The organism is Parasediminibacterium sp. HNIBRBA5674, from assembly GCF_056745525.1.
Window position 1 is genome coordinate 169026 of the sequence record NZ_JBQWIE010000002.1, and the last position, 26432, is coordinate 195457.

At 36.8% G+C, this 26432-nt stretch carries 25 protein-coding genes; 7 read left to right on the plus strand and 18 right to left on the minus strand.

Features of this window, described 5'->3' with window-relative positions; genetic code table 11:
• Positions 1-16: 16 nt before the first annotated feature.
• The 5 genes from rodA to ACT9TX_RS02180 form a co-directional block, all read right to left on the minus strand.
• Complete coding sequence (gene rodA, locus ACT9TX_RS02160) at positions 17-1366, minus strand: rod shape-determining protein RodA (RefSeq protein ID WP_481336559.1); 1350 nt, start codon at positions 1364-1366, stop codon at positions 17-19.
• A gap of 6 nt (positions 1367-1372) precedes the next feature.
• Positions 1373-3490 carry a penicillin-binding protein 2 gene (mrdA, locus tag ACT9TX_RS02165; RefSeq protein WP_481336560.1) on the minus strand — a complete coding sequence of 706 codons (2118 nt, stop codon included), beginning with the start codon at positions 3488-3490 and terminating at the stop codon, positions 1373-1375.
• Positions 3491-3663: 173 nt separating this feature from the next.
• Entirely contained in the window at positions 3664-4194 is a 531-nt protein-coding gene (locus ACT9TX_RS02170) for a rod shape-determining protein MreD (RefSeq protein ID WP_481336561.1), read from the minus strand.
• Positions 4187-5038, minus strand: a complete 852-nt coding sequence (mreC, locus tag ACT9TX_RS02175; protein WP_481336562.1) for a rod shape-determining protein MreC — start codon at positions 5036-5038, stop codon at positions 4187-4189. Before mreC ends, ACT9TX_RS02170 begins: the two co-directional genes overlap by 8 nt.
• Positions 5039-5098: 60 nt before the next feature.
• A complete protein-coding gene (locus tag ACT9TX_RS02180) occupies positions 5099-6124 on the minus strand; it encodes a rod shape-determining protein (protein WP_379014283.1) in 1026 nt (341 codons plus the stop codon).
• Positions 6125-6585: 461 nt separating this feature from the next.
• Between ACT9TX_RS02180 and ACT9TX_RS02185 the strand changes: the two genes are divergently transcribed.
• The 4 genes from ACT9TX_RS02185 to ACT9TX_RS02200 all read left to right on the plus strand — a co-directional run bounded on the left by ACT9TX_RS02185 (position 6586) and on the right by ACT9TX_RS02200 (position 14499).
• The gene (locus tag ACT9TX_RS02185) at positions 6586-8247 is read left to right on the plus strand and encodes a pyruvate dehydrogenase complex dihydrolipoamide acetyltransferase (protein WP_481336563.1); all 1662 of its coding nucleotides are present in this window, start codon (positions 6586-6588) and stop codon (positions 8245-8247) included.
• A 247-nt stretch (positions 8248-8494) separates the two neighbouring features.
• The gene (locus ACT9TX_RS02190) at positions 8495-10342 is read left to right on the plus strand and encodes a DUF4139 domain-containing protein (protein ID WP_481336564.1); all 1848 of its coding nucleotides are present in this window, start codon (positions 8495-8497) and stop codon (positions 10340-10342) included.
• Positions 10343-10453: 111 nt separating this feature from the next.
• The gene (locus ACT9TX_RS02195; protein WP_481336565.1) at positions 10454-13996 is read left to right on the plus strand and encodes a transglutaminase family protein; all 3543 of its coding nucleotides are present in this window, start codon (positions 10454-10456) and stop codon (positions 13994-13996) included.
• A 266-nt stretch (positions 13997-14262) separates the two neighbouring features.
• Positions 14263-14499 carry a VF530 family protein gene (locus ACT9TX_RS02200; protein ID WP_481336566.1) on the plus strand — a complete coding sequence of 79 codons (237 nt, stop codon included), beginning with the start codon at positions 14263-14265 and terminating at the stop codon, positions 14497-14499.
• A gap of 3 nt (positions 14500-14502) precedes the next feature.
• Here the strand turns inward: ACT9TX_RS02200 and ACT9TX_RS02205 are convergent, their stop codons facing one another.
• The 4 genes from ACT9TX_RS02205 to ACT9TX_RS02220 all read right to left on the minus strand — a co-directional run bounded on the left by ACT9TX_RS02205 (position 14503) and on the right by ACT9TX_RS02220 (position 17169).
• Positions 14503-14700, minus strand: coding sequence for a GldL-related protein (locus ACT9TX_RS02205; protein ID WP_481336567.1), 198 nt, complete (start codon positions 14698-14700; stop codon positions 14503-14505).
• Positions 14701-15219: 519 nt separating this feature from the next.
• Positions 15220-15942 (minus strand): GTP cyclohydrolase I FolE, encoded by a 723-nt coding sequence (gene folE / locus ACT9TX_RS02210; RefSeq protein WP_481336568.1) that lies wholly within the window; start codon positions 15940-15942, stop codon positions 15220-15222.
• Complete coding sequence (locus ACT9TX_RS02215; RefSeq protein WP_481336569.1) at positions 15905-16321, minus strand: 6-pyruvoyl trahydropterin synthase family protein; 417 nt, start codon at positions 16319-16321, stop codon at positions 15905-15907. Before ACT9TX_RS02215 ends, folE begins: the two co-directional genes overlap by 38 nt.
• A 440-nt stretch (positions 16322-16761) precedes the next feature.
• Positions 16762-17169, minus strand: a complete 408-nt coding sequence (locus ACT9TX_RS02220; RefSeq protein ID WP_481336570.1) for a 6-pyruvoyl trahydropterin synthase family protein — start codon at positions 17167-17169, stop codon at positions 16762-16764.
• Between the two features lie 94 nt (positions 17170-17263).
• On the opposite strand from ACT9TX_RS02220, the gene mqnB reads away from it, so the two are divergent.
• Both mqnB and ACT9TX_RS02230 read left to right on the plus strand, forming a co-directional pair.
• Entirely contained in the window at positions 17264-17902 is a 639-nt protein-coding gene (gene mqnB / locus ACT9TX_RS02225) for a futalosine hydrolase (RefSeq protein ID WP_481336571.1), read from the plus strand.
• Positions 17903-17938: 36 nt separating this feature from the next.
• Complete coding sequence (locus tag ACT9TX_RS02230; protein WP_481336572.1) at positions 17939-18769, plus strand: 1,4-dihydroxy-6-naphtoate synthase; 831 nt, start codon at positions 17939-17941, stop codon at positions 18767-18769.
• Between the two features lie 5 nt (positions 18770-18774).
• Here ACT9TX_RS02230 and ACT9TX_RS02235 read toward each other — a convergent pair whose 3' ends face one another.
• The 6 genes from ACT9TX_RS02235 to ACT9TX_RS02260 form a co-directional block, all read right to left on the minus strand.
• Complete coding sequence (locus ACT9TX_RS02235) at positions 18775-19872, minus strand: SGNH/GDSL hydrolase family protein (RefSeq protein WP_481336573.1); 1098 nt, start codon at positions 19870-19872, stop codon at positions 18775-18777.
• Positions 19873-19963: 91 nt separating this feature from the next.
• Complete coding sequence (locus ACT9TX_RS02240; RefSeq protein WP_481336574.1) at positions 19964-21286, minus strand: cryptochrome/photolyase family protein; 1323 nt, start codon at positions 21284-21286, stop codon at positions 19964-19966.
• Between the two features lie 71 nt (positions 21287-21357).
• Positions 21358-21570 (minus strand): hypothetical protein, encoded by a 213-nt coding sequence (locus ACT9TX_RS02245; protein ID WP_481336575.1) that lies wholly within the window; start codon positions 21568-21570, stop codon positions 21358-21360.
• Positions 21571-21577: 7 nt separating this feature from the next.
• Entirely contained in the window at positions 21578-22117 is a 540-nt protein-coding gene (locus tag ACT9TX_RS02250; RefSeq protein WP_481336576.1) for an SRPBCC family protein, read from the minus strand.
• A gap of 2 nt (positions 22118-22119) precedes the next feature.
• The gene (locus ACT9TX_RS02255; RefSeq protein ID WP_481336577.1) at positions 22120-22488 is read right to left on the minus strand and encodes a DoxX family protein; all 369 of its coding nucleotides are present in this window, start codon (positions 22486-22488) and stop codon (positions 22120-22122) included.
• Positions 22489-22592: 104 nt separating this feature from the next.
• Positions 22593-23012: an SRPBCC domain-containing protein gene (locus ACT9TX_RS02260; protein WP_481336578.1), complete on the minus strand. Its 420-nt coding sequence runs from the start codon at positions 23010-23012 to the stop codon at positions 22593-22595.
• Between the two features lie 172 nt (positions 23013-23184).
• Between ACT9TX_RS02260 and ACT9TX_RS02265 the strand changes: the two genes are divergently transcribed.
• Positions 23185-24162 (plus strand): GlxA family transcriptional regulator, encoded by a 978-nt coding sequence (locus ACT9TX_RS02265; protein WP_481336579.1) that lies wholly within the window; start codon positions 23185-23187, stop codon positions 24160-24162.
• A 598-nt stretch (positions 24163-24760) separates the two neighbouring features.
• Here the strand turns inward: ACT9TX_RS02265 and ACT9TX_RS02270 are convergent.
• The 3 genes from ACT9TX_RS02270 to ACT9TX_RS02280 all read right to left on the minus strand — a co-directional run bounded on the left by ACT9TX_RS02270 (position 24761) and on the right by ACT9TX_RS02280 (position 25908).
• The gene (locus ACT9TX_RS02270) at positions 24761-25021 is read right to left on the minus strand and encodes a hypothetical protein (protein ID WP_481336580.1); all 261 of its coding nucleotides are present in this window, start codon (positions 25019-25021) and stop codon (positions 24761-24763) included.
• Positions 25022-25199: 178 nt separating this feature from the next.
• Positions 25200-25472 carry a hypothetical protein gene (locus ACT9TX_RS02275; protein WP_481336581.1) on the minus strand — a complete coding sequence of 91 codons (273 nt, stop codon included), beginning with the start codon at positions 25470-25472 and terminating at the stop codon, positions 25200-25202.
• Between the two features lie 4 nt (positions 25473-25476).
• Entirely contained in the window at positions 25477-25908 is a 432-nt protein-coding gene (locus ACT9TX_RS02280) for a DUF6864 domain-containing function (RefSeq protein ID WP_481336582.1), read from the minus strand.
• Positions 25909-26432 lie beyond the last annotated feature (524 nt).

The window sequence follows — 26432 nt, forward strand, 5'->3', positions numbered from 1 at the left end:
GGGGCTAGGGGGGGCTTTATCTTAACACCATTTGCCTATCAGCATCTAAGCGTATCATAATGAAAATAAGAATGGTAAAGTCTACAAGTGATAAACCACCATAGCTGATTAATGGCAAAGGAATACCAATAACAGGGCACAAACCTATCGTCATGCACACATTTACTACAATGTGGAAGAAGATAATGCTGGCTACACTGTACGCATACACACGGCTAAAAGTGCTTCGCTGACGCTCTGCAATGGTAATGATGCGAAATAGTAAGAACAAATACAAGCCTAAAAATGCCGCACAGCCACTTAAACCAAAGGCTTCGCCAAGGCTTGTGAAAATGAAGTCAGTACCTTGTTCGGGTACATATTTGCCCCTTGTTTGTGTACCTTTTAAAAAGCCTTTACCTATTAAACCACCCGAACCAATAGCTATTTTACTTTGGCGCACATTGTAATCATCGGGTTTTTTTGCTGCTTTTTCTTTATCGTTTGCACGTTTTTTATTGCTACGGTTTTGGCTACAATCGTACTCTTTACCCACCATGCTATAAATACGGGTACTTTGGTAGCACTGAAACACATTGTTGAAAATATAAGGCACCGCAAAGCGCTGAATACCTACGCATATTACCCAAATACCAATGATGGCAACAAGTAGGTTTTTGCTACGTTTTATTTGCTTGCGCAAAACATAAATGATGATGCCTGCAATAACTGTAAGTGCAATAGCTAGCACATTGGGGTTAAGTAATAGGGTAGCCACCACTAGCACACCAAAAGAGAAACCAATAATTAATAGAGCAGGGGGTAAGCCTTCACGGTACATAACTATGAAGAACGAGAAATATACCAAGGCAACACCAGTTTCGTTTTGCCCAATAGATAATATAGCTGGTACTAAAGCGATAGCAGCACCGATGAGCTGTGATTTTATTTTGGTAAAATCGGTTTCTTGCCGTGCGAGATATTTGGCTAAGGCAAGTGCAGCAAATATTTTACAAAGTTCGGCAGGCTGTAAGTTGAAGCCACCACCAATAGGTATCCAACTTTTAGAGCCTTTAATGTCTTTACCAATGGCAAAAGTTGCTAGCATTAATACGATACCAAAGGCGTAAAATAAATTGGCAAAAGCGGTAAACAGTTTACTATCTGACAGTAAAATAAACGTGGCTATTACTAGCGATAAACAGAAGAAAAAGAATTGCTTGCTATAGTTGGTTTTGCCTCCTAAAAAGGTTGACAATACATCTACACCTGGCTTGTACTCAACCATAAAAATGCACAGAATACCAATGCCAACTAGTAAGGCATACATCCACACTACCACCCAATCTATACCTTTAGAAACTTCTGTATTGTAATTCTTAGCCATTGTGGGTTAAGCCTTTGCGTTTTTCTTTGAAAAATATTTGCGTTCTTCTGTTAAAATAGCAGCACTTGTGGTTAACACTTTTTTATTGTTGTTAGCAGGTTTTGGTGCTATTGGTTTAGGTTTTGGATTGTTAATCAGCGTATCGTCAAAAGTATCATCATCAATGGTGTCTTGCGCTTCTTTCTCTCTTTGCAATTCTAGTAAATGGGCTTCTTTGGCTTGCTTAATAGAATCCATTTTTGCTAGTTGCACACGCATTAACGCAGGAATTAAATTGGTATTGGCAATGCGTTCTAATTTCTCTTTTCTATCTGCTTCAGGTATTGAGTCCTTTAAATATTTTTCCATCATTAAGCTAGCAATAGGTGCAGCACTTGCAGCACCAAAACCTGCATTTTCGCACATTACCGCTATGGCAATTCTAGGATTGGTACGTGGGGCAAAACCACCAAAAAAGGCGTGGTCTTTTTGCGGTTTCATCACACCATCTACTTTGGCAGAGTTTTGCACCGTACCAGTTTTACCACATACTACAAAACCTGGAATTTTTTCAGCTTGTCCTGTACCAAATTCCATTACACCTTGCATACCATCGTGTACGGCCTCAAAAATACTATCAGAAATATGGCTAGCTGTATGGTGTTTTATTTTAAAAGAATCTAGTAAACCGTATTCGTCACCACCTTCAATAGAATCGATAAGATGTGGTGTATAATACCAGCCTTTATTAGCAATTGTGGCCATTACATTAGCCAGTTGTACCAAGGTAGTTTGTACCTCACCCTGACCAATAGAGTTAGAAATGACATTACATGAGTACCATTTTTTACCAAATATTTTTTGGTAGTGCGATGATACAGGAATGTTGCCGCGTTTTTCAGAAGGTATATCTACACCTAACGGATGGCCTAGACCAAAACTGTAGGCATACTCATTGAAAGCCTTTAAAGCACTATCAGCACCGCCATATTTTGGTTGGTCTAGTATTTTTTTGTAAACAGTAGCAAAATAAGTATTGTCGCTCACCGCAATGGCATGTACAAAATCAAACGTCCCTACATCTAAACATTTTGGCTTGCCTGTGCCACAACCACCAAAATAGCCACCACACGAAACTGTGAAGTGTTTATTAATAACGCCTTCTGCCAAGCCAACCACACCAACCACTGTTTTAAATGTAGAACCTGGTGAATACTTTGTACCAACAGCACGGTTGTTAAATGGTAAGCGAGGGTCTAGCAACATTTCGTTAATGTGCTTTTTACGTTGGTTACCTGTTAAATAATTAGGATCGTAAGTAGGTGCACTTACCATGCATAAAATACCACCAGTTCTAGGGTCAATAGCTACAATACTACCTACTTTATTGGTCATTAATTTTTCGCCTAGTTTTTGCAACTCAACATCTATACTTGAGTACAAGTTTTTTCCTGCAACGGCTGTGGTATCAAACTCACCTTTTTCAAATGGGCCTTGTATACGGCCTTTATTGTCACGAATAAAACGTTTTACACCACGCTTACCCATCAATACTTTTTCGTAACTACGTTCAAGCCCTGTAAAGCCTACATAGTCACCACTTTCGTAGCCTTCATCTTTATGTCTACGTAAAAAAGAAGTATCTACTTCTGATGTATAACCAAGAACAGCAGCACCTGTATTGTAAGGGTAGCTACGTACAGAACGATCGCTCAATACAAAGCCAGGAAACTTGTACATATTCTCATTCAGTTTGGCATACAATTCTGGTGTAAGTAAGGGTTCAAAAACACTTGGCCTTACACTACCATTTTTAAAAATAATATCCTTGATGCGTTTACGATAAGTAGCTGTATCTATGTTTAGCAAACTACAAATACCCAATGTATCGGTACCCTTTGTTTCATTTGGTGTAACTACAAGGTCATAAGTAATGGTATTTTCTAGTAAAGCTTTTTTCTTTCTGTCGAAAATAATACCTCTATCTGGGTAAATAATACGCCTGAAAATGGCATTGTTATCAGCCTCTATTTTATATTTTTTTGAAATTACCTGCAGGTTTACTAGCTGACCAACAATGATGAGGAAAACAATACCAAAAATAATTTTGATAACGCCGCTGCGACTTTGGTTAAATACCGACATATAAAATTGCGTAAAATGTTAGATTGTAGCTTCGATGAAGTAACTGTAAAATTGCTGATTTGTTGCGTAAGCCACAAGAAAAATTTGAGGAAATACAAAACTTTAAGCACCTTTTAAAATTGTGCCTCTTAAAGCCAATATTTATCTTGTAAAAGGTTTTAAAAATGCAGTGTTTAAGCGTTTGTTCTAAACTTACCTTTTCTAAAAAATAATAGCTCGGTAATGGTAATTAATAAAATGCTGATGCCTGTTGTACCAAGCACTTTACCAAAGAAGAACAAGGCATTACCAAAACTTAGCCACTCAATTAATGTAAGGTAGCCATGGTGCATAAATGTGAAAAGTGTAACGTACAAAGCATAAGGTGCAAAGCCCATACTTTTTACACTTGGTTCGGTGTAACTAAGTTCTATGGTATCTTGTGGTATGAGTATGTTTAAAATATAGGGGCGTAAATAAGCAACTAATGTGCAAGGCGCAGCGTGCAAGCCCATAGTGCCTGTAAAATAATCAAGCGTTAAACCTGTAGCAAAACCAATAGCTAACAGCCAAAAGCGATTGATATTAAATGGTAGCCAAAGTATGTATAAGAAGTACAAGTAAGGTACTACAAATTGATGCAATGGTGGTACATGATTGAGCACATATACTTGCACCAGTATAAATAATAAAAAGCGTAAAATATTTTTCAATAAACTACTCATTCGGTTTTAGTTTATTTTCTAGTGCCACTTGTTCTGCATAGCGAACATTGTATACCAAGTTCACAAAACTGATGCTGTAAAAATTAGTAGCTGTTTTCACTTTAAGCGTGTAAAAATTACTAGCAGGATCAGCAGAAATACCAGCCACCGTACCAATCATTATTTGAGAAGGAAACTTAGCAGAATAATTACTTGTAACCACAGTATCGCCTTTTACAACTTTGGCACTTTTAGGAATATTTTTTAGCGTTACAAAAGATGGATCTTTACCATCCCAATCAACACTGCCAGCAATATTATCCTTCTTCAACATGGCACTCACACTACTTTTGCGGTTTAAAATACTCATCACACGGCAGTAATTATCACTCACATCAACTACTGTACCTACCACACCCTCAGGGCCTATTACACTCATGTCTTTCTTCACACCTTGCAGCGAGCCACGTTCAAGCGTTAAGAAATTATTTTCAAGTGTTACAGTATTAGCTACTACAGTTGCTGGTAAAAAAATGTACTTTCTATAGCGATTAAGTGTGTCTTTTATCGTGGTATCTACAGCCATTTTTTTGCTGCTATCAGGTGCAGCAAAATTTGATAGCAATTGATTTCTCAGCTTTGCATTTTCAGCAGCCAATTGTCTATTGGTTTCTTTTAAACTGAAATAGGAATAAACACCACTGTACTGCGAGTTTAATTTGCCAGTAATCTCATTGATGTGTACTGAAAAAAAAGCGTCGTGAGTTTTACTACTTTTAATGAGCATTACAACGCAAAATATCTGCAATACAATAAAGCAGATAAATGTGAACGACGTGCGAATTAAAATGATGATATTTTTCACAAAAGGTCGATAGTGAGTAAAAAAGCAGTCGACCGTTGACTGTCAACGGTCGACTGAATACTATTTCATTATAAAAGGAAAACGTTGGTAATTTTTTAATGCCAAGCCTGTACCACGTACCACGCTTTTCAATGGATCGTCAGCAATATGTACAGGTAATTTAATTTTAGCGCTTAAACGCTTGTCAAGGCCACGTAACAATGAACCTCCACCTGTTAAGTACAGGCCACGCTTGTAAATATCAGATGCTAATTCTGGTGGTGTTGTTTCAAGTGCTTTTAAAATAGCTTCTTCTATTTTAAAGATACTTTTGTCTAATGCTTCAGCTATTTCTTGATAGCTTACCATAATTTGTTTAGGAATACCTGTTACAAGGTCACGACCATTTACTGGTAAGTCATCTGGCGGATTGTCTAAATCTTTCATGGCAGCACCAATCTGAATTTTTATCTGTTCAGCGGTACGTTCACCAATTAATAAACTGTGATAGCGGCGCAATGCTTCCATAATATCTGCTGTAAATTCATCACCAGCAATACGAATACTTTGGTCGCACACAATACCTGCAAGAGCAATTACCGTAATACCAGTAGTACCACCACCAATATCTATAATCATATTACCTACCGGTTCTTCTACGTCTATACCTATACCAAGGGCAGCAGCCATCGGCTCATGAATCATATATACTTCTTTGGCACCAGCTTGCTCAGCACTGTCACGTACAGCACGTTTTTCTACCTCTGTAATAGATGAAGGAATACAAATTAACATGCGCCAACTTGGTGGAAACAAAGGTTTTTTAGGGTACACTAATTTTATCAACTCACGAATCATTAATTCAGCAGCGTTAAAGTCTGCAATTACACCATCTTTCAATGGTCTTACAGTGCGAATGCTTTCGTGTGTTTTTTCATGCATCAATAAGGCTCTTTTACCTACCGCCAAAACTTCTTTTGGGTTATTTCTGTTAAGGGCAATAATTGATGGTTCGTTTACTACAATTTCATCGTTATGAATAATCAGGGTATTTGCTGTACCAAGGTCAATCGCTATTTCTTGCGAAAAAAAATTAAATAATGCCATTATATAGAGGGGCTTTATACGTGTTGTTTGTGAATAGCTGCAAATGTGGTAGAAATAAGTGGAATTAACAACGTAAAAAGCGTGTAATAATTATGTTGTGCATAGATATTAACACCCATTGCACAAATTCCACGTGATTTACTGGTTTTGCTACCAAAATCTATCAATAAATACATCATTTTATAGCATTATGCTAGCATTTTGTAAATGTTTTCTATTTGTTTACTGCAACAAGAACGGTCGAAAACAATGCCAAAAAGTAGTCAAATAATAAGTTGCCATAATTTTAACAAGCGTGAAAATTTAGTTGGCAAAAAATAGTTTTATGTGTGGCTAAACACAGTTTTTGGACCAAAAAAATTAAACCGTGTTGCCTGTTTATCAATTAATTTATTGTTTAACTCTTGCGGCTATTTCATTTTGCCTTAATTTCACGCCTCAAATTAAAGGCACCCTATTTTATGGCAGAAGTGATATTAATGCCCCGTTTAAGTGATACAATGACAGAAGGCGTTATTGCAGCATGGCACAAAAGCGTTGGCGAACAGGTAAATAAAGGCGATTTATTGGCTGAAATTGAAACAGATAAAGCCACAATGGAGTTAGAAAGTTACCAAAATGGTATTTTATTACACATTGGTACTGCAAATGGTGGTAAACTTCAAGTAAATAATTTATTAGCAATTATAGGTAAAGCAGGTGAAGATGTAACTACCCTAATTGCTGCAAATAGTGGTGGCGCAAGTGGGTCAACAGTCAACAGTCAACCGACCACAGAAGAAGCGGCTAAGCCAGAACCTGTAACTAGTAACCAGGGACTAGCATCCACAATTGATGCTTCTGCAATGGAAGAAGTGGTTTTAATGCCACGCTTAAGCGATACAATGACTGAAGGTGTAATAGCATCTTGGGTTAAAAATGTAGGCGATACAGTTAAAAAAGGCGATGTATTAGCAGAAATTGAAACAGATAAAGCTACTATGGAGCTAGAAAGCTACAAAAATGGTAAGTTATTATTTCAAGGTGCTAAAGCAGGCGAGAAAATTTTAGTAAACGATTTATTGGCTATTATAGGTGAAGATGGTTTAGATGTAAATGCTATTGTTGCTAGCCTAAAAGGTGGTAGCAAACCAGCGGCAGCAGCACCAACAGCTGCACCTGAGGCGCCAAAACCAGCTGTAGCATCTGCACCAGCCGCAGCGCCTGTAACTGCTGCGCCAGCGGTAGTAAATGAAGGTAGAATTTTTGCTTCTCCATTAGCTAAAAAAGTTGCTGCTGAAAAAGGTATTGACTTGAAATATGTAAAAGGCACTGGCGACAATGGTAGAATTACCAAAAGCGATATTGATAGTTACACACCAGTTGAAGTAGCAAGTGCCAAGGAACAAGCTACAAGTGTTAGCGTTTCTTCTAACTCCCCTTCAGGGGTTGGGGGCGGTGTTGTAAGTTTTGATGAAGTGCCTGTAAGCCAAATGCGTAAAGTAATTGCTAAGCGTTTAAGTGAAAGCTTATTTACTGCACCACATTTTTACTTAACAATGAGTATTAATATGGATGCTGCAATTGTGGCTCGTAATAAAATGAACGAATCGGCTAAATCTAAAATTAGCTTTAACGATATGGTATTGAAAGCAACAGCGCTTTCTTTAAAACAACATCCAAAAATTAACAGCAGCTGGTTAGGCGATAAAATACGTACCAATCATCACGTAAATATTGGCGTAGCAGTAGCTGTTGACGAAGGTTTATTAGTACCAGTTGTTCGCTTTGCAGATGGTAAAAGCTTAAGCCAAATTAATGCTGAGGTGAAAGACTTTGCACAAAAAGCAAAAGATAAAAAATTACAACCTAGCGATTGGGAAGGAAGTACGTTCACTATTTCTAATCTAGGTATGTTTGGTATAGATGAGTTTACTGCTATCATTAACACACCAGATGCTTGTATTTTAGCGATAGGTGGTATCTCTCAAGAGCCAATTGTAAAAAATGGTGCTATTGTAGTAGGTAATATTATGAAAGTAACACTAAGCTGCGACCATAGAGTAGTAGATGGTGCGACAGGTGCTGCATTTTTACAAACACTAAAAAGTTTGTTAGAAGAACCAGTAAGAATGTTAATCTAAATATAAAACAATATGTTTTAAAACCTTCAGCATTTGCTGGAGGTTTTTTTTTGCCTTTAAAATTGTTAATGGTATCACTAAGTATGGTATCAAATTAAATGATACCATACTTAGTGATACCAACTTGTTTTTTTGTGGTAATATAAATAGTAACACAATTTTTAGAACAACATTTATTTAACAATATTAATAGCATTAGTTTATGTAATTACAACCATTGTTGCATCTGAAATAAAAAGTTACAATTATGAAGTACATAAAAATTTGCTTGTCTATTAGCTGTCTATTTTTCGTGGTTACTGCTTTTGCAGGTGATGATAAGAATACAGTAAACGCACATTTAAAAACGGCCATTATTTACAGAAGTGGTGCAGAATTAACCCACGATACCAAAGCCACATTACAACAAGGTAATAATGAACTGACCATTGATGGTATCAGTAATCAGGTAGACATTAATAGTATACAGGTAAAAGTGCCAAATGCAGTAACCATTGTAGGTATTGAGTTTCAGAATTATTACTTAAAGCCAAATATTACTTCGCCAAGGGTAAAAGCAATGACTGATAGTATAGAGAAGCTACAGCAAGACATAACCAAATTGCAAACCAATATTGGTATAGCTACCGATTTATTGCAAGTACTAAAATCAAACAGAGATATTAAGGGTACACAAAATGGCCTAAGTGTTGCAGAGTTGATGAAACTAATGGATTATTACAAAGCCAAATCGCTAGAAATACAAACTGAAATAACGCAGCAAAATGCTACCTTGAAAAAAGTGCAAGAACAAGTACAGCGCTTAAATAATCAAGTGCAAGAAGAAGAACATAAGAACGCCAAAAGTACAGGTAGGCTTGTGTTACAGCTAAATGCTGCATTGGCTGGTAACTATAATTTTACCGTATCGTACATAACGCCGAATGCTTATTGGACACCTTTTTACGACATTAATGTTGCAGATATTAATAGTCCTATGAAGTTAGTGTACAAAGCCAAAATGTTTCAAACAACTGGGTTAGATTGGAAGCAAGTAAAGCTATCATTATCTACTGCTACACCAAGCCAATGGGGCAATGCACCTAATTTACAAACTTGGTTTCTAGCCTACATAAACCCGTATGCAAACATGGATAAAGCATTGTTAGGTAGAATACCTGGTGTACAAATTGCAAAAGATGAAGAAGTAAGTGACTTGAATGAAGTTGTAGCACAAGGCTATGGTTATGCTAATCCAGGTGCGACAGCAAGTATAAGAATTCGAGGTGTAGCATCACTTAAAAAAGAAGTATCACCATTGTATATTGTAAATGGTAGTGAAATGAGTGCTTCTGAAGCAACAAAAATTAATCCTAGCTCTATTAAAAAAATAGACGTTTTAAAAGATGCTTCATCAACAGCCATATATGGTGCTAGAGGTTCAAATGGCGTAATATTAATTACACTTAAAGATGGCTTAGACGATTATATTACTGTATCAGAAAGTACCTTAAATCTTAACTACGACATTGATTTACCTTACGATATTGCTAGTAATGGTAAAGAGCAAACGGCTACATTAAAAGAAGTTGAAGTGCCTACTAATTACAAGTATTACGCAGTGCCTAAATTGGATAAAGATGTGTATTTACTAGCAGAAGTAACCAATTGGGAAAAATTGAACTTATTGCCTGGTGATGCCAATATCATTTTTGAAGGTACGTATGTAGGCAAGTCTTTTATTGACCCAAATACAACAACAGATACCTTAAACTTAACCTTAGGTAAAGACAAACGTGTAGCAATTAAAAGAGAAAAACTAGCTGACTTTAGTAGTGTGAAATTTTTAGGTAGTAATAAGCTACAAAAAATTACCTACGAGATTACGGTAAAAAACAATAAAAAAGAAGCCATCAACTTATTGGTAAAAGATCAATATCCATTGGCTACCAATAAAGAAATGGAAGTGCAATTGCTTGAAAGTGCTGAGGCAGCTGTAAATGAAGAAACAGGCATTGTAACTTGGAAGATCTCATTAGCCGCAGGCGAAAGCAAAAAACTACGTTTAAGCTACACGGTAAAATATCCAAAAGATAAAACGGTGAATTTGAAGTAGGCAGGCTTTTAACCACATAGCCATATAGGCACAAAGGATAATTTTATAAAGTGTTTGTAATCTTTTTTAAAGGTTGCAAACACTTTTTTTCTATGTGGCTAATATGTCTATGTGGTAGTTTCAGGTTTCTTCTTAAAACCACCTATATTTATAGCAACGAATATGCCTGCCATTCACCGTTTTAATGCAACCAAAACTATGGCTATACGTGTAGCAATCAACCACAAAACAACTTATCATTACGACAGATTAGTGTCATTGTCGCCCCATATTTTTAGGCTTCGTCCTGCGGCGCATTCACGCACACCTATTGAGGCTTACACTTTAAAAATTACACCTAAAGAACATTTTATCAATTGGCAGCAAGACCCTTTTGGCAACTATCAGGCACGTGTTGTTTTTCCTGAAAAAACAAACGAATTAAGTGTTGAGGTGGAAGTAATTGCCAATATGGTGGTGATTAATCCTTTCGATTTTTTTGTTGAAGATTATGCAGAGAAATATCCATTTACCTATGCTAAACAGCTGCAAAAAGAACTAGTGCCTTACTTTGAAATAAAAGAAGAAGGCCCGCTATTAATGCAGTGGCTAGAACAGCTAGATGTAAAGCCAGATACAAGCATTAATGATCTGTTAGTGTATGTTAATCAAAAGCTGAACAAAGACATTAACTATAGCATTCGCATGGAACCAGGTGTGCAAACCTGCGAAGAAACGCTTGGTAAAGCATTGGGTAGTTGTAGAGATAGTGCTTGGTTATTGGTGCAAATATTTCGTCATTTAGGGCTTGCAGCAAGGTTTGTTTCAGGTTATTTGGTGCAGCTTACAGCCGATATAAAATCATTAGATGGTCCTTCTGGCCCAGAAGCAGATTTTACTGATTTACATGCTTGGACAGAAGTGTATATACCAGGTGCAGGATGGATTGGTCTTGACCCTACATCAGGCTTATTTGCTGGTGAAGGCCACATACCACTAGCTTGTACACCAGATTATGTAAGTGCTGCACCGGTTGTGGGCGCTACAGATATTTGTGAAACCACTTTTACATTTAGCAATACCGTTACGCGTATTCATGAAGACCCTCGTGTAACAAAACCTTATAGTGAAGAGCAATGGGCTATTATAAATGCTACAGGTTTTAAAGTTGATAAAGATTTAGAAGTAGGTGATGTACGCTTAACCATGGGTGGCGAACCGACGTTTGTATCTATTGATGATATGGAATCAGCGCAATGGAATACTGCGGCTGATGGCTTGCACAAACGTATTTTGGCACATGAATTAATCTTTAGGCTTCGAGAGCAATTTGGTCCTAAGGGTATGCTGCATTATGGTCAAGGTAAATGGTACCCTGGCGAGCCATTACCACGCTGGCAATATGGTTTGTTTTGGCGTAAAGATGGTCATCCCATTTGGAAGAATAAAGACTTGATGGCACTGGAAAATGCAGAGAAAAAATTTACGCATAAAGATGCAGAAGCATTTGCCAAAGAACTTGCTAAACGTCTTGCAGTAAGTGAAGAAAATGTAACGCCAGCTTATGAAGATGTGTTTTACTTTTTGTGGACTGAAGAAAAAATTCCTGTAAACATCGACCCATTAAAAGCCAATTTAAAAGATAGTATTGAACGTAGAACATTGGCGCAGCTATTAGAAAATGGCTTAGATACACCAGCAGGTTATGTATTGCCACTTGAGTGGAATTATTGGAACAATAAATGGCGCAGTTGCAAATGGAAAATTAGCCGTGATTATTTGTTTTTAATGCCGGGTAATTCACCTATCGGTTTGCGTTTGCCACTAAAATCTTTGCCTGTAATTGCAAAAGATAAAGAGCCACAACGTGTAGAAAGAAGCTTGTTTGAAGAACTACCTGAATTAGAGAACTTTCACGACAATATTGTAAGCCGATATGGTTTAGTAACGGTGCACGAACCGCCACCAGTAAGAGTACCAGAACCTGTGGTACAAAAGAAGGATACCAAAGAAGAACTGAAGAACAAAGAACAAAAAATAAAGAACAAAGAAGCGGAAGAAGAAACCAAACCATTGTACGATGTTGATACAGTGATTACCTCTTTGTGTGTAGAAGCAAGAGAAGGCATTGTATATGTGTTTATACCGCCATTATCTTATGTAGAACATTACTTAGATTTAATTGCCTCTATCGAAGCATCGGCAGAACAATTACAAATACCAGTGCGCATAGAAGGCTACGAACCACCACGAGATAATCGTATGGAAAGAATGGTGGTATCGCCAGATCCTGGTGTAATTGAGGTAAATATTCATCCTTCTAAAAATTGGCAAGAACTTGTTTTTAATATTGATACCTTGTACGAGCAAGCACATTTATCTCGCCTTGGTACCGAGAAGTTTATGCTTGATGGTAGACACACAGGTACAGGCGGTGGTAATCACATAACCATAGGTGGTGATGTACCAGCCAATAGCCCTATTTTACGCAGACACGATGTTCTAAGAAGTTTAATTACTTACTGGCAACATCATCCAGGCTTGTCTTACTTATTTTCAGGTGCATTTGTTGGCCCTACATCGCAAGCACCTCGTTTTGATGAAGGTAGAGACGAGAAGTTGTACGAAATGGAAATTGCCTTTAGCCAAATACCAGAAAATGGCTTTGTGCCTTTTTGGTTGGTTGACAGATTGTTCCGCCATCTATTAACCGATATTACCGGCAATACACACCGTGCAGAATTCTGTATAGATAAATTGTATTCACCAGATTCATCCACTGGAAGGCTTGGTATTCTTGAGTTTAGAGCATTTGATATGCCACCGCATAAGCAAATGAGTTTGGTGCAAATGCTACTCATTCGTGCCTTAATTGCTTGGTTTTGGAAGAAGCCTTACAAACACGATTTGGTGCGTTGGGGCACAGAATTGCACGATAAATTCATGCTGCAACATTATGTAAGGCAAGATTTACAAGAAGTAGTAAACGACCTTAACAGTGCTGGCTACGATTTCAATATTAGTTGGTTTGAACCTTTCTTCGAGTTTCGTTTTCCGCATTATGGCTCGGTACAAGTACAGGGCATTAATATGGAAATACGCATGGGTATAGAACCTTGGCACGTATTGGGCGAAGAAATGAGCAGCTCTGGTACAGCACGTTTTGTTGATTCATCTTTAGAGCGTATTCAAGTAAAATTAACTGGCCTTAACGATGCACGTTATGCATTGCTGTGTAATGGTGCAAGAGTGCCTTTACGAGCCACCGATACAAAGGGTGAATATGTGTGCGGTATTCGCTACCGTGCTTGGCAGCCACCAAGTGCTTTGCACCCAACTATTGGTGTAGACACGCCTTTGGTGTTTGATATTGTAGATACTTGGAACGGCCGTAGCGTAGGCGGTTGTACTTATTATGTAGCACATCCTGGCGGTAGAAATTACGATTCTTTCCCTGTAAATAGTTACGAGGCAGAAAGTAGGCGTGTCAGCCGTTTTTGGGATCAAGGTCACACACCAGAAACACAAATGCCTAGGGCTTACTTATCGTTTACCGAGCATTATATTGAGCAAAACCGTGAACCATACATTTGCGATACACCACCAATTGAGGTAAACAAAGAGTATCCTGCAACATTAGATTTACGCCAAACTTGGAGTAAAAGAAATAAGTAAGTTTTCAACCACAAAGGCACAAAGTAAACACTAAGGGTAGTGAATTTTGTGCGCTTTTTTTAGATTATGAAGCCATCAATAGTAATGCTATTCAACTACATAGGCGCACACTGGAGCTGCAAAATGTTATTCAGCTTTCATCTAAGCGTAAATATATTAGCCGTTGTAAGTCATAGTGAACTTTGTGAGGCTTTACTTAGTGCCTTTGTGGTTAAAAAATTCTTTGTATTCTTTACATCCTTTGTTTCTTTGTGTGAAATACTTTTATGTCAGAACAAATCCCTTCAAAAGATCCTCTACACGGTTTAACACTCGAAAAAATTGTAACCCATTTACACGAATCATTTGGTTGGGAAGAACTTGGCAGACAAATACGCATCAATTGCTTCACAAGCAATCCATCTATTCAATCAAGCCTCAAGTTTTTGCGCAAAACGCCTTGGGCTCGCACCAAAGTAGAAGATTTTTACAAGTACGCTTTAAGAAAGAAGTTGTTGAAATGATGACTATTTATTTAGAAAGTCTTTCACTTTAGGATGCTTAATAAGTTTAACTACAAAAATCACAATCGCAATTATTTGTAAAGTTGTGCCAGTAGTAAAAAGAATATTAGCGCCATAGTAGTGCATAATTTTTACAAGAGAACCAATAATGACAACACACCAACCAATTGCAAACAAGATAAGAGCGTGCTTTAGTTTCATTACATTAATTTCTTTGCAGTAAATATATTCAAATAGCTCTAAAGCATTTCTTCCTTAAGGTCAACTTATTTTAATCCAAAAAATACGCTTTGCTAAGTCAGCGACTTCGTACAGCATATTTTGTAAAAAATCTTCTGCATAGCCACCTACATTTATTGCATGTCACTTTTAAAGTAGTACATTTTGTAAAAAATCTTCTGCATAGCCACCTACATTTATTGCATGTCATTTTTAAAGTAATACATTTTGTAAAAAATTTTCTGCATAGCCATTTACATTTATTGCATGTCACTTTTAAAGTAGCACATTTTGAAAATAATGTTCTGCATAGCCACTTGTGCTTATTACGATTATTTTTAAACATCCATCCAACTACAGCCTCTTGTAGTTTCAAGGTTTTACTTCCCCAATATTTTTTGTTAGTTGTTTATATCAATGTTTTAAAACAAAAAAGCCGCAAGTCTTTTAAAACTTACGGCTTTCATCAAAGCAAATCAATTCTATCACCAAAATCAGCGATTAAAACTCAGTTGTAAATTCTAAGTATTTTAAAAACTCAGCTTTTTTGGCTTCTTCTTTAAATGCGCCACTGTAAAATGCTGTTACAGTGCTACTACTTTCATCTTTTACACCACGGCTACTTACACACAAATGTTTGGCATCTATTACTACAGCCACATCATCAGTACCTAAAACCTCTTGTAGCTTTTTACCTATTTGCATGGTTAAGCGCTCTTGCACTTGCGGTCTTTTGGCAAAATATTCTACCAAGCGGTTCAGTTTGCTTAAGCCAATTACCTTGCCATTGCTAATATAAGCCACATGTGCACGACCCATAATTGGTACAAAATGGTGTTCGCAATTACTGTAAAACGAAATGTTTTTTTCAACCAACATTTCATTGTACTTGTACTTGTTTTCAAACAATGCCATTTTTGGCATATTGGCAGGGTTTAAGCCCTGAAATATTTCCTTCACGTACATTTTAGCCACACGATGCGGTGTACCTTTCAGGCTATCATCTGTAAGGTCAAGGCCAAGGGTGTTCATAATAGCTTCAAAATGCTTCTCAATAGTCGCTATTTTTTCGTCTTCGCTAAGCACAAAAGCATCTGCACGCATAGGCGTATCTACCGATGTCATTACATGATTATCACCCATTTCATCTATCAACACATCAATCATTTCTATGTTGCCGTTGCTATTAAGCTGGATATTCGACAAAGTTTCTTTCTGTTTCATACAATCTTATTTTTAAGTCTAAAGCCGCATCAATTTTTACACGTAACAGGTTATATATCACAATCGCAATATTTTCTGCTGTTGGGTTTACTGTTGCAAACTCTGTGGTATCTAAGTTTAAATTTTTATGGTCAAATTTGTCAAGCACTTGCGCTTTAATCAAGTCGCTCAATACCTTCATATCAATCACATAGCCAGTTACAGCGTCGGGCAAGCCAGTTACTTGCACTATCAGCTCATAGTTGTGACCATGATAATTCGGGTTATTACATTTACCAAACACCCTTGCGTTTTCAGCGTCACTCAACAATGGATTGTTCAGTCGATGCGCAGCATTAAAATGTTCTTTTCTAAAAACGGCTACTTTATTCATAGTCATTACGGCATTGCTAGTAATTTTTTTTGTTACCAGCTTTGGTAGTTATATCGGCTTTTGTTGTTAGTTTATACTGAGTTTACGAAGTACCCTCAAAATAAGTTACCAACAACAAAAACTGAACACCAGTTTTCAATTTTAAAAACGACAATTATTTTTCAATTACTAACTGCCCGGCACTGCGTAAAAAGTGTGTTTACCAAGTGGCCTTGCATAAATTAAGGAGCGACAGATAATTAGTAACAGAACTTCAAAAGTGTATGTAATATATGCGAATAACGTACCAATTACAAATTGTCAGTTACTTGCAAAACTACGTACTATATAATAACCAATAAAGTTTCTGTTTTGTTTAAAAGTAGCAATAAAAAAGTTAAACGGTAATATTTAGGTAACAATTATCCTAGGGGTACATGTTGTTTGTAGTAAGTATGAGTTGTAAATTATCCAAAATACTCTACGTAAATTCTAGGTGTTTCGTATAGTTTAATGCAATGTAACTGCACAGTTTCAGGTAGGTGTGGGGTTAATTGTTCCCAAATAGCAATGGCTAAATTTTCTGTGCTACACATTTTATCTGCCATAAAATCAACATCTAAGTTTAAGTTTTTATGGTCAAGCTTATCTACTACATGCTCTTTTATAAGCTTGCTCAATTTTTTTACGTCGTACAAAAAGCCCGTTTCAGGGTCAGGTTCGCCTTTAATAGTTACAAACAAGTCATAATTATGCCCATGCCAGTTTTCATTGGCACAAACGCCAAACATGGCTTCGTTTTTTTCTTTACTCCATTTTGGGTTTGCTAGTTTATGAGCAGCATTAAAATGTTCTTGTCTAGTTAAATACACCATCTCTTCGCACTAAAATTTTGGCAAATGTAGGGTTTCATAAAGTTTTAGTAAGTAACTGCCTGTTTAAACCTTCTAAATTCTCAACTTTACAACAATGAAAACTCTTGTTACAGCCGCCACTTCTTTTGAAATACAACCTACAATGCAGGCATTTGCAAATAGTAATGTACAATTTCAGGTAACTGGTATTGGCATGTTGGCTACGGCAGTTTCATTAACAAGGTTGGTTTTACAAGAAAAGCCCGACATTGTTATTCAAGCAGGTATTGCAGGTGCTTTTAATGCTAATTTGCCATTAGGTAAAGTGGTAGCAGTTAATACTGAAACTATTGGTGATTTAGGTGTTGAAGAAAATAACGCATGGAAGGATGTATTTGACTTACAGCTTATTGACGCCAATAGCGTACCATTTACCAACAAGCAATTACCCAACCCATATTTAGCGCAGCTAAATATGTTGTCTTTAGAAGAAGTGCCTGCCATTACGGTAAACGAAATTTCTACTAATCAGCAACGCATTTTGCAGTTGCAAGCAAAATATAATCCAACAATCGAAAGTATGGAAGGCGCAGCACTGCATTATGTTTGCAATAGTTTTCAAGTACCATTTATTCAGTTGCGCAGCATTAGTAATTATATTGGTGAGCGAGATAAAACCAAATGGCAAATGCAACAAGCCATTATTAATTTAAATGAAGCTTTAATAGCGATGTTGTACCAACTCTTAAACTAGCAACGAACACAAAACGCAGAACTTAAAACATATACCGTGAAACTGACTTTAGGCTTTTCGCCTTGCCCAAACGATACATTTATTTTTGATGCCTTAGTAAATGGCAAAATAGACACTGATGGATTGGAATTTGATGTGCAACTAGAGGATGTGCAAACCTTGAATGAATGGGCAAAAGCAGGCAAGCTTGATGTATCTAAAATCAGCTATGGTGTACTGCCATTAGTGCTGCAAAATTATGTAACGCTTAATAGTGGCGGTGCTTTGGGCAAAGGTGTGGGGCCTTTATTAATTGCTAATTCCAAATTTGATATCACTGATTTACCAAGTAAAACAATTGCAGTGCCAGGTGTGAATACCACAGCGCATATGTTGTTTTCATTGGCTTTTCCTAATGCAAAAAATAAGCAGTTTTTGGTGTTTCATGAAATTGAAGAAGCGGTGCTAAGTGGTAAAGTAGATGCAGGTGTTATTATTCATGAAAATAGATTTACCTACCAAGATAAAGGCCTTACCAAACTAATGGATTTAGGTGAGTACTGGGAGCAACAATTGCAAGTACCTATACCGCTAGGTGGTATTATTGCAAAGCGAGGCTTGGGTAATGATTTGACTAAAAAAGTTGATAATTTGATTAAGCAAAGCGTTGAATATGCTTTCGCAAATTATCCTGAATTAACCGATTACACGAGGCAGCATTCGCAAGAAATGAGCGAATCTGTCATGCGCCAGCATATTGACTTGTACGTGAATAACTATTCTATCAATCTAGGCGAAGAAGGTAAAAAAGCTGTAACAACCATGCTTAATGTCTACCAACAATTGCATGCAGAAACAACTATTGATAGAAGTAATGTTTTCTTGTAGCTATTTTATGGCCAATAATTTTTGCTAATAAAGCTAATTAAATCATCTGCCATTGCTTGTTGTTCGGGCACTTTAGGATGGCCTGGTGTGTTTTTATAAGCAAAAAAGTGCGTCGCTATTTTTTTATCTTTTAATGATGCTACGGCAGCATCTATATAGCTAGGCCATTTTGAACCTTCCTTCGTTGCATCCATATTGCCGAGGCAGCAAATGATATTTGCCTTTGGATATTTGCTTCTAAGCGTTTTAATAAAATTTGCGTAAGCATTTATAATAAACTCTTGCGTTGGCTTTTCTTTTCCAAATCTGGCTTTAAATTCAACATGTTGTGGCTGGTTAACTAACCAACTATCATTTTGAAATAAATTTACTACAACAATATCTGGCTGATAATTACTAAAATCCCATTTGCTGGTACTATCATTTGGGTCTATTCTATCGTAAATTTCTGGCATTATTTGGTTGAACCAACTAACCATTACACCAATACCACTTTTTGCAGTACAATGGTATTGTGCATTAAAATGTCTTGCAGTGATGGCACCATAGGCTTTGTAATTATTAAAAAACTCAGGTGTGCCAGCATCTGCTTTGCCCATAGGCACATCTACACCATGACCACAAGTAATAGAGTTGCCAAAAAATTCAATTTTTCGGTTTGAAAGTTTTTTTGGCTTTACAATTTGTCCGTTAGCATCTATTTCAAAATTAAATATGCTCGTTATGCCATTATCAGTATTCGTTAGTTTAAATAACTGAATAGTATGTAGCTTGTCATCTAAGTTACAAGCAAGTTCGTAAGTCGCTTTTCCTTTGTTCAATTTTAGTTTAACAGGCTCTTTATCATCTACTATTACGTAATAATAGTTGTTGCCTAAATTATCTGCCAAAGTAGCTTTTATTGATGTTGTGCCTTTTACTTTCACGGTTACAGAACTACCGCTCCAATAAACATTAGCACAAGAATCGTTAAAGCCTATTCTACCCATGTATTGAACATTGGCATTGTTAAAAGCAACAACCTTTGATGTTGAAACTTGCGTATAGCTAGAAGTGAATATTAGTATAGAAAAGAGCGCTAAAAGGATTTTATTGCTTCTCATGGTGAGTAATCAAAATTAAATTGAGAGATTTTATTACAACTACGGTAAAGCCGTAGTTTTTGCTTAAAGCGAATATAGTTAGGTTTCACAATTATTTAGTTGAACTATCTTTCTTCAAAGCCTTGCCATAAACTTCTAAAGCTCGCTTACGAGCATCTTCATGCACTACAATTGGTTTTACATAGTTGAAGCCTTCAAATTCTGGCACCCATTTGCGAATGTATTTCAGTTCTTTATCAAACTTTTCGGTTTGTAGTTTTGGGCTAAATACTCTAAAATAGGGTGCTGCATCGCAGCCGCTACCAGAAGCCCATTGCCAGCCACCATTGTTAGCTGCAAAGTCAAAATCGAGTAGTTTTTGTGCAAAATAAGACTCGCCCCAGCGCCAATCTATTAGCAAATGTTTGGTAAGAAAAGATGCCACAATCATACGCACTCTGTTATGCATATAACCTGTTGTATTTAGTTCTCTCATGCCAGCATCTACTATTGGGTAACCAGTTTGTCCTGCGCACCATTTTGCAAATTCTGCTTCGTTATTGCGCCATTCTATTAGGTCGTATTCTTTTCTAAAAGCATGACCTTTACCCACATGAGGAAAATGCCAAATAATCATGTGGTAAAAATCTCGCCAAATGAGTTCGTTTAAAAAAGTCTCATTCAAATCCTTTGCCCTATTGGCTAAGCCACGAATACTAATAGTGCCAAAGCGCAAATGCACACCTAGTTGCGATGTGCATTTAATAGCAGGATAATCACGTTGTGCGCTGTATTTTTTTATTAGTTCTTCTTGTAAATGTTTAGCAGGGAAAACCGTATCTGTAGCAATAAAACCCATTGAATCTAACGTTGGTAATTGCTTACTTGGTTGCTTGTAAAAATTGCCAAAATATTTCTCAGTAGGGTAGGCTTTTAAGTGAAAATCTGTTAGTGTAGCTTTCCATTTTCTACTGTATGGTGTAAATACGGTGTAAGGCAAGCCATCATCTTTTAGTACTTCACCTTTCTCTAGAATTACTTGGTCTTTAAAAGTATGCAAGCTTGCACCATGTTGTTGCAGTACACTGTTGATGCTTGCATCTCTATCTAGGGCATATTGCTCATAATCATGGTTGGTAAATGCAGCTGCAATGTGATAGGTTTGTAACAGTTGCTTAAATGCCTCAATTGGTGTGGTATAAAATACTTCTAGGCTGCTACCAAGTGCTGCTAATTCTGTTTGTATATCGGTAATAGCTGCATGTATAAAGGCTACACGTTTATCCGTTTTATCTTCTAGTTTGTCTACAATATTTGTGTCGAAAATAAAAATGGGTACAACGGGATGACCGCTTTTTAAGGCATGGTATAAAGCGGCATTATCTTGTAAGCGTAGGTCTCTTCTAAACCAAAAAATACTAACTGTCTGTTTCATGTTATAGTGTGTAACATCCTGTAACAGTTAAACGGCTTTGTGGTTCTATTAATGTAAAAATAATTGAGCAGCTACATAAGTAGCTCGCAGTAAAAGCCCAATGCTTTTACTGCGGCTATTGTTGGTTGAATGATATCATAGTCACTTTCAAGACGTAGAATATTGTCGCAGTCTTGTAAGTCAAAATTAAAATTGGCTTTAGGAAATAACTGCTGCAAATGTTCAACAATACCGCTTGCAGCAGTTTCTTCAGTAATATCAGTTTTAAATATTTCTACAGCCATAGAAGCATTACTTAGTTTCTAGTATTTTTTTCAAGTTCGATGCGTTTTCGTCCATATCTTTTTTCAACATGTTCTTAATGATTGGTATCATCAAGTTCATAGGAAAAGGATTAGAAGAATAGAACGTGGTGGTGTATTTAGTTTGCGTTTCTGAAATAGCTTGAGTTGTGTTAGTAGCTGTACTTACCCCTTCAAATGGTTTCTTGAAACGTATTTCTACTTCGTAACCATCGCCTTCATTTATTTTGGTAATTTCTTGTTCGCCCACACCTACATTTTTATTATCGCTTTCCCAGGCAGATTTGAAGCCCACGGTGCCATCTGTACCTGTGTAAGTAAGTTTTACATTCGGATCCATCATTACCCATTTGCTATAATGTTCTTGATTTTTCAACAACTTTATGTAATTAAAAACACTGTCTCTTGGTGCATTAATTACTACTTCTGATGTGATGGTAAATTTCTTATCCATTATTGCGGCCGCTACAAGTGCAATAGCGATGATGCCTACAATAACAATTGCAATAATTGTTAGCATTTTTTTCATTTTTAAGGTTTTGATGGAAGTTTATTGTAAGAGATATATGACGCTACTAGAATACCCATAAAAGCGACTGCAAATAGTACATGTGGCCCAAAGCCTGTGGTAGCCCAAATAGAAACTGCGGCAGCAATAAAGTCTATACCAAAGCCTGCATAAGCCCATTCTTTATATCTACCTTTAAAGTACGGCACTACTAATACCAAAGCACCTACTATTTTAAAAATAGAAAGCATCACTCTAAAGTATTCAGGATAGCCCAATTGCTTAAAGCCTTCAGCGCTTTCAGGTGCATTAAACATTAAGGCAGTCATTAAGCCTTGGGTAATAAATAGAATAAACGTTGTAACCCAATAGATGATTTTTGTTGATTTCATAAGTGCAAGTTTTAGTTGGTTTATATTAAAAAGAGAATCGTCTTCTAAAATTGAATAGCCATATTCATTTTAATCATTCCAATCATTTAATCAGTGGTAAATGTTTAGTTTGTTTCGGTGTATTTTTTAAAGTTGTTCAGTATCATTTGCCAGCCCTGATGCTGCATTTCTACAGGGTTTGTTGTCTCAGCTTCAAAGCTTTCTACCACTTTTGTGGCATCGCCTTCTACTGAAAAATAAACGCTCCACTTTCTACCATCACCCATGGTGATTTGTAATTCTTTTTCTGGTTCAATACCATCGTATGTGCCCCAAAAGTCAAAGCTAAAACTGCCATCTTTTGCAGCCATTGTTGCAGAAAATTTACCGCCCACAGTTAAGTTGGTTTCAGCTGTTGGGCAATGCCAATCATCTGCTGCGTAGTTCCATTTGGTAAGGTGTTCTGGGTTTGTCCAGTAGGTCCATACTTTGTCTATTGGTGCGTTTACAATAGCTTCTACGGTTAATACTATTGGTGTAGTCATCGCTTGTTAGTTGAGGTTTTGTTGAGTGATTTTGAAGTAAAATAAACGATTAGTTTTACACCACAAACTTATTCATCAAAAACTAACATTGCCACGTGTAAATACGTCGTTTTGCAGGGCAGTTTACGACAATATGGTTTGTAATACATTTACCCAACACATTTCTCGTTTTATGAAGCATATTTCTATCCTCGTGCCTAATGGCCACACCAGTTTGCCAAACATCGATGGTACGCATCAAATCTTATCTGAGGTAAACAAATTTGCCGCAGCAATGGGGCAGCCACCCGTATTTAAGGTGCAATTAGTAGGCATTGGTAAGCCTATTGTTCAGCGCAATGGCTTGTACACCATTAGCCCAGAATGTGTGATAGATGATATTACTAAAACCGACCTCATTATTATCCCTGCCATGCATGGCGATATGCCACAGGCTATTAAAGATAATGCCGCTTTTATCCCTTGGATTAAGCAACAGCACCAGCAAGGTGCCGAAATTGCGAGCCTTTGTATTGCCGCTTTTTTCTTAGCCGAAACGGGCTTGCTAGATGGTAAGCAATGCGCTACACATTGGGGCACTGCCAATTTATTTAGGCAGTTGTACCCACAAGTACATTTGGTAAACGATAAAATAATGACCGATGAAGATGGCATTTACACCAGCGGTGGTGCTTATTCGTTTCTCAATTTATTGGTGTACATTATAGAAAAATATGCGGGCCGACAAATGGCTATCATGGCTGCCAAAGCTTTTATGATAGACATTGACCGCTCTAGCCAGTCGCCTTTTGTAATGTTTCAAGGGCAAAAAGACCACGATGATACCGAGATAAAAACTGCTCAAAACTATATTGAAACCCATTATCAAGACAAGCTTTCGGTAGACCAACTAGCCGATATGGTGGCTGTGGGCAGGCGCAGTTTTGAGCGACGTTTTAAAAAGGCAACCAACAATACCGTGGTAGAATATATACAGCGTGTAAAAATTGAAGCCGCCAAACGCAGCTTCGAAAACAGCCGCAAAAACATCAGCGAAGTCATGTTTGCCGTAGGCTATGTAGATGATAAAGCGTTTAGAACCGTGTTTAAAAAAATCACCGGCCTTACCCCTGTAGAATACCGCAACAAGTATAGCAAGCAAGCCGCTTAATGCAGTAGCAATTTTTATGTAACCAGCAGTAGCACTACTATTGGGCTGTTGTTGCGTATTCTGAGATAAAATTTTTTTAAACTCGGGGTTTAAAAATTTTATCTCAGAATACAGATTAGCTCTTTAAAAAATAGGAATAAGGAAGTTTTCAATAATCATTGTTGAAATCTAAGACTCTTAACAGTCCATAACGACTAAAATTCTGATTGGTTATCAACAACTTGTGTTTCAATTAAGTCCAATACGCAATTTGGGCAATTAACCTAGTCGCACACACGGTTAACTTATTTGATTCGCTACTGAACACTTCGCTTATCCCGTTATTTAAAAGAACTTTGTAAAAAGCAAATCTAAGAGTCGCACACTTGTACGTTCTGTGCGCTGTGGGGCGTTTATTGTAGCGTAGGGTTTAGGGCTTCTCACTCCAGCGGAGTGACATGTTTGTAGCAAAATAACGTTTAGATAACACGTTCGACCCCTATGAGGGTCGAATAAATTTGCGTAATCGGGTCTACAAATATTCAATCCCATAGGGATTGGTTGTTGTTGCTTACCACACATTTGCCTGCCCTACATACTAATAACGGTGAAACCTATCTTAACTAAAATAGCTTTTAATCAGTTCACCAAAATCTTTTTCGATACTTTCAAAACTATCAGTTGTAGTAAAACAGATAAACTTTTCAGACAAATTATCTTTTAGAAAGAAAAGGTTTGGATCAAATGTTGAATGATAGATTTTGTGACCATTTATTTCAGTTTTTAAAGCTGAATGTATAGGTGTATCGTAGTGTTTTATATTCAACTCTCTAAGTCCACTTGTTATTCTTAAATCTTGTCCTGTTACAGTATTCTTCATAAAGTGTAAATAATTCGTTTTTGTAAATAATTTCCATCTGCTGAATTTGGTAAAAAAAGGCAAAAAACGTAAAGGTTTTGTTCGCTATACGAAACTTGTAGCTTTGTATTTATATTTTATTTCCTTCAAAAATGACATTTGTTGTTAAAGGCAAATTCTGAACATTTGAGTTGCGTGATCAGTATTTAGTTGATTTTAGTGAAGCGACAAAAAATCCAGCTAATCCACTCAAAAGGCTAGTAAAGCCTGTTGTTATTGAAGGATCTAATTTCTCCTTAAATACTATTAGGTAAATTAGAAATCCTATAAGTGTCAGAACGAATAATAAAGCAACTATTACTGAATTTGTATGTTGTCCTAATATTTTGTCTAAAGAGCTTGTTTCCGTGGTTCCACTCTGATTTTGAGGGTTATCAACAGTGACTCTTTTTTGCGCTACAGATGTTGCCATATTGTTAGTTTTCTTCTGTCCAAACAGTTAGGTGAAAGTTTCGCCAATTCGCCTTATCATTTGTCTGAGTGCGATATTTTATCCAAATCTTATTTCCCTTTGTTGTGTTTAATTTCAAAGGTTCTTGATTTTCAACGTGAGACATTGAATTCTCTGTATCCCATTTATGTAGTGCAATGTTCATACTTCGTCCATCATCAGCAATGTCAATTTTTGCAGTGTATTTATCACCATCCTCCAGGAATAAAAAGTTTATAGACATTTTGAACGTAATACTTTCGTCAGCAACGTCAAAGCTGACTTTGGTTGCTTTGTCCAATAGCAATACGTGTTCGTTATAAATGAGCCGCCATTTACTGTTGTCTTTGTTGATTGATGTAACCATTTTACTTCTTTTAATATTTCTGCCATCCCAAAAGTAAATCCTATAAGCCACAGTATCAATTAATTTATCACTAGTTATACTTCTCTTTGTTACAATTTATCTTCCTCTTTCAAATAAACATCTTTTCCAATTCCAAGCGTTTCAGCCATTACCTAACTTTACCCCCACCTTGCCCCCAGTTGTGACAAACTGACTCGGAAAATCATAACTGGGTATTCGGAAAACACAACTGGGCACTCGAAAAACGTAACTGGGCGACCTTGACTGACAACTGGGCAGTATTTTTTCATAACTAGGCGCTTGTTAAACCTAACTAGCCATTCTTTTTAGCCAACTGGCTATTATTTTAATATAACTTGTTAAAACGTAGGGTAAAATTTGGATATAAAATAAGTATATGGTATTTTTAAGGTATTAAAATTCATCAAATGCCACAAAAAATGCAAACTAGAATGTATCCAATGTCAGATGGGGATTTAAAACAGAGGTCTGACAAATTAATTAACGCAAGTTGCTAGTTATAAAATAAGTGAGCATCGAAAAGAGTTTAAAAGTTACCACACTCATCAAACTCA